The sequence below is a fragment of the Moorena sp. SIO4G3 genome (assembly GCF_010692305.1).
GTDB classification, from domain to species: domain Bacteria; phylum Cyanobacteriota; class Cyanobacteriia; order Cyanobacteriales; family Coleofasciculaceae; genus Moorena; species Moorena producens_A.
The window spans coordinates 1-3,116 of sequence record NZ_JAAHIG010000615.1; the positions used below are offsets into that span (position 1 = coordinate 1).

General features: G+C 39.0%; 6 protein-coding genes. 1 reads left to right on the forward strand and 5 read right to left on the reverse strand.

What is annotated here, in order from left to right:
* Window positions 1–375 precede the first annotated feature (375 nt).
* On the reverse strand, window positions 376–1,089 hold the full coding sequence (locus F6J99_RS43670; RefSeq protein ID WP_293123357.1) for a hypothetical protein: 714 nt from the start codon (window positions 1,087–1,089) through the stop codon (window positions 376–378).
* 49 nt (window positions 1,090–1,138) lie between these two features.
* Entirely contained in the window at window positions 1,139–1,270 is a 132-nt protein-coding gene (locus F6J99_RS43675; protein WP_293123361.1) for a hypothetical protein, read from the reverse strand.
* A gap of 69 nt (window positions 1,271–1,339) precedes the next feature.
* On the opposite strand from F6J99_RS43675, the gene F6J99_RS43680 reads away from it, so the two are divergent.
* Complete coding sequence (locus F6J99_RS43680; RefSeq protein ID WP_293123364.1) at window positions 1,340–1,504, forward strand: hypothetical protein; 165 nt, start codon at window positions 1,340–1,342, stop codon at window positions 1,502–1,504.
* Between the two features lie 154 nt (window positions 1,505–1,658).
* On the opposite strand, the gene F6J99_RS43685 is transcribed toward F6J99_RS43680, so the two are convergent.
* From F6J99_RS43685 to F6J99_RS43695, 3 genes are all read right to left on the reverse strand, one after another.
* The gene (locus F6J99_RS43685) at window positions 1,659–1,868 is read right to left on the reverse strand and encodes a type II toxin-antitoxin system RelE/ParE family toxin (RefSeq protein ID WP_365975433.1); all 210 of its coding nucleotides are present in this window, start codon (window positions 1,866–1,868) and stop codon (window positions 1,659–1,661) included.
* 57 nt (window positions 1,869–1,925) lie between these two features.
* Window positions 1,926–2,144, reverse strand: a complete 219-nt coding sequence (locus tag F6J99_RS43690) for a hypothetical protein (RefSeq protein ID WP_293123367.1) — start codon at window positions 2,142–2,144, stop codon at window positions 1,926–1,928.
* 419 nt (window positions 2,145–2,563) lie between these two features.
* Window positions 2,564–2,764, reverse strand: a complete 201-nt coding sequence (locus F6J99_RS43695) for a hypothetical protein (protein ID WP_293123370.1) — start codon at window positions 2,762–2,764, stop codon at window positions 2,564–2,566.
* Window positions 2,765–3,116 lie beyond the last annotated feature (352 nt).

Sequence of the window (3,116 nt, forward strand, 5' to 3'; positions counted from 1 at the left end):
TCTATCTTCCCAAACTCTAAAGAATACTATGCTGCACAACAGTTTCTCGACAACCTCCCCCAAGACTTCCCCCTAGACCGGAAGCAAATGGTTCTAGTTCCCAGTAACCATGACCTCAACTGGGAACTAGAGGAGGCTTAGGATTTATGCGATCGCATTAGTGATCAATCCTTAATCACTAATCAACATTTTCCCTAACCCAATCCTTAAAAGCCCTTATCCCGTTACTTAGTGCTATCTCTACCAATCACCGCTTGATAATTCTAAATATCAAAACAAGCATCAGGTTCAACAGGATTGAGTCAAGCTAATCCCTAATGGCATGATTACTATAGCCTTAGGCACAGCGCTATAACTTTATTCAAGTCTGGAGTTTTATTCAGCCTTACTTAATTCAGCTATATAATCCTTAACTAACAATTCTATTATAAATGGATCTAAATTGCCATGGTGAAATTTTATAGCTAAAGGCACCGTTAATCTTTGCTGATTTTCGTCGTAGGTTCGCTTCCCAAAGTATAAAAAACTCTGGGTACTTTCACGACCTGTCTGCATAGCAAAACTTAGAAAATCTAAGCCAGGAAGATTACCAACAAATTGACCCAGTTGGTAAGCATAGAACCTCTCATTATTATTGGGCAATATAGGATTAGCGAAAATACTGTCTTTGGTATTTCTGTATAGTTCTGAAAATTCAAGCCATCCTAATTTTGTGGCATTATTAATGACCATCTCTACAAATCGAACTTCGCCTCCCACTGCTGTCGGACAAAATAATGGTGGGTTATTAATTTGATACCATTTATCGTTAATAAATCTCCACCAAAAAGAAGGATGTTTTTTCAGGGCTTTAAGTAATTTCCAGATTAAGAAACACGTAAAGGTGGAATAGTCATTTTTAAAATTATCGTTATAATTAGTTTCGGCATCGGTTAAGTCTAATCGTAAGGTAATATCTAAATAAGGATTTATTACCTTTGTTTCGTCAATAAAAAAGTCTAGTGCCCAGCCGACATAACTATTTTTGTATTGATCAGTATCTAAAGGTATAGCGTCGTATTTGTCTAAATAGTAATTTAAATCATCCATGATTTAATTATAGCAATTATTATACCCATGACATACAAATCTCTGGGTTTTAGGGAGCAGGGAGCAGGGAGCAGGGAGCAGGGAATCGGGAATCGGGAATCGGGAATCGGGAATCGGGAATCGGGAATCGGGAATCGGGAATCGGGAATCGGGAATCGGGAATCGGGATGCGCTGCATCAAGACAATGATTTAGGATTGCTATAGTGTCTTGGCAATTTCACGCTATTGGGTGCATCTCACTTTTGCTGTTTGACCCGGTGGGTGGAATGGGCATCTTGGTGGAATGGGCATCTTGGTGGAACGGGCATCTTGGTGGAACGTGCATCTTGGTGGAACGTGCATCTTGGTGGAACGGGCATCTTGGTGGAACGGGCATCTTGCCCGTTACAATCGGACGGACTGTCCCAATACTAGCTACCGATAAAATTAGGGAGAGCCCGTCCCTAAAGCACCACTAGCCACTTTTTTACAAATATGAAATGCACCCTACTTCGTCCTTCCACTTAGCAGATTTTTTAAGTATCTATAATCATCCTCTTACTAGTTATTGATATTAGCGAGGTCGATTTTATCGTCCGTGATAGACATGCAAAATAATAACATCATCTTCTAGGATAGTGTAGTGAATGATATAACCATATTTACCAAAAGCAACTAAAAGTTTACGCAACCCTGCGATGTCATCTACAATTGAACCTCGACGAGGATTTTCCTGTAAACTTTCACCGGAAGAGACAATTTTTTTTACTGCCCGTGCTGCGGCATCAGCATTGTTGATTTTTTTTTATAAATTCGTAATGGCGATTTAAATCATCAATTGCGCTTTTAGTCCAAACTATCTGGGGCATGGGCGTTCTTGATCAGTTCCTAAGCTATTTGCCCATTCGCGCACACGGTTATGATCTACTGATGAACCTTCACGACGATAAGCTTCCAGGGCTAATATACTTTGCTTAACCATTTCCTCTTCAGTGAGAGGTTGAAAATTTAATGCTGAGTCTATCTCTCCGTAATCAAAGGATTCTTCTGTTATTTGGTTGGATTGATTGGTCATTAATTTTTAAAAATCTTCTAAGTTACTAGATGTAATTATAGCGTTTATTGCAGTTATGAGGTAGAATTCTAAACTTCAAAGTCCCCCTTATTAAGGGGGATTTAGGGGGATCGCTTTGTACCTCATAAGTCGTATAATTGCTATATAGCGTTGATCATTGCTATCAGCTACACATGATTTTTACCTTATTCCCTTTTCCCTACTCCCTGCTCCCTTTTACAAAGTGTTGAATTTAGTAAAACAAGTAAGGAAAATAAAAAAATAGCCGTAGAAATACTATCCACGGCTATTTAAAATCCACAATAAGTCAGTTAAAATCGCGATGTCACTAACTTCCCAATTCTAACCCGATGTGATCAGATTGGATTGGCCAAAGGTTACTTAGCCAAGGGGGGAAACCCCCCCAGAAAATGAAAGTGTTATGGCAACAACCAATACTTAGTGATGGTAGTCATCACCTCCCCGGGAACCTCAGTTTGTTCCAGAGGGGTCCATTCAGCAATCTCCGCATAGCCGAGGGAATAAAGCATTTGCATGCTATAGATTACGGCTTCACGAGAACCTTTCAAGACGTGGTGAGCAGGTTGTTTTTTGAAATTTCGGGAAAATTTTTGTGACATCACTAAAAAATTTAACTCATCGGGTTTATATTGATTATTGTAATGATTCTATTTTTAGTTGTCAAGGGTTTTAAAAAAGTTTTTTTTGGGAGTTTTAGGGGGAATAAAAAATCAGCAATAGTCTGAAAGAGATGCTAGCCGAATGCTGTTTTTAAAATTAGTAAAATCGCACTTATGAGGTAGGCTTATAAACCTCAAAGTCCCCCTTATTAAGGGGGATTTAGGGGGATCAAGTTGTACCTTATGAGATATAGAATTGCTATATATAGTGTTTATCGTAGCTATTAGGTGCGCTTGACCCATTAAGAATTAAATTCGCCACGGGTCGCACCTGAGGTACACAGTATTTTTT